Source organism: Micromonospora sp. D75, assembly GCF_018070405.1.
Taxonomy (GTDB): Bacteria; Actinomycetota; Actinomycetes; order Mycobacteriales; family Micromonosporaceae; genus Micromonospora; species Micromonospora chalcea.
In genome coordinates this window covers 1-895 of record NZ_JAGPXV010001079.1, presented here as the reverse complement: position 1 = coordinate 895, position 895 = coordinate 1, and the positions used below count along the sequence as shown (strand labels likewise).

At 77.4% G+C, this 895-nt stretch carries 1 pseudogene; it reads right to left on the bottom strand.

The annotated features are described in order from the left end of the window. A pseudogene (locus KBX39_RS32110) lies at positions 1-895 on the bottom strand (lantibiotic dehydratase); the annotation flags it as partial.

Sequence of the window (895 nt, the reverse complement as noted above, 5' to 3'; positions counted from 1 at the left end):
GAACACCTCCAGCAGCGGCCACCGCCGCCCGTCGTCGGCGTGCGCGGAAAGAGTGCCGTCGTCGTCCGGCCGCACGGTCAGGGTCGTGATCGGCACGAGGCGGTCCGGGTCGGCGCCGGGCGCGTCGACGAACCCGAGCTGGGCGTCGGCGGGCCCGTGCAGCCACTCCGCGATCCGGGCGGTGTGCCGGGGCCAGTCCACCGGCGGCAGCAGCCGGACCCGGCCGCCGGGCAGGTCGGCGCGCATCCCGTCGCGCAGCCGCTGCGGGTCCGGGTGCCCGTACGCGAAGAAGTGCGTGTCGAACGCGGCCAGGGCCACGTGCAGCTCGCCGAGCACGACTGTGAAGTCGCCGCGCAGCAGCGCCGCCTCGTCCGGCGCGCACACGTGCACGTCCGGGCTGTGGATGCGGGCGGCGGCCCAGCCGGGCGCGTCGGCGGGGAACGCGGCGGCGACCCGCTCGGTCAGCGCGGCGGCGTCGAACCGCAGCTCCCGGGCGTCGGTGTCGGCGTCGGCCAGGCCGAGCACCGTCGACCACCGGGCCAGGAACTCGGCGGTGACGGCGGCGGCGGGCGGGTCCGCCCCGAACACCACCGCCTGCGCCAGGAACCACAGGTCGGCCACCGGCACGTCCGCGGTGGCCGACTCCGCCGCCAGGTCGCGGTACAGGGCGGCCAGCGCGTCGGCGTACGCCTGCCCGATCGCCGCGGTCAGCCACCGCGCCGACAGCAGCAGCGGTTCCAGCGGCGCGAGCCGTGCCAGCAGCGCGTCACCGAAGCGGACGTCCAGGTCGCGGACCGTCTCCAGGTGGCACAGCGTGCGGCCGGCGTACACCTCGCCGGGCTGCTGCCGCGCCTCCCGGCCGGTCAGTTCCACGAACCGCCGGTCCAGCGCGGAC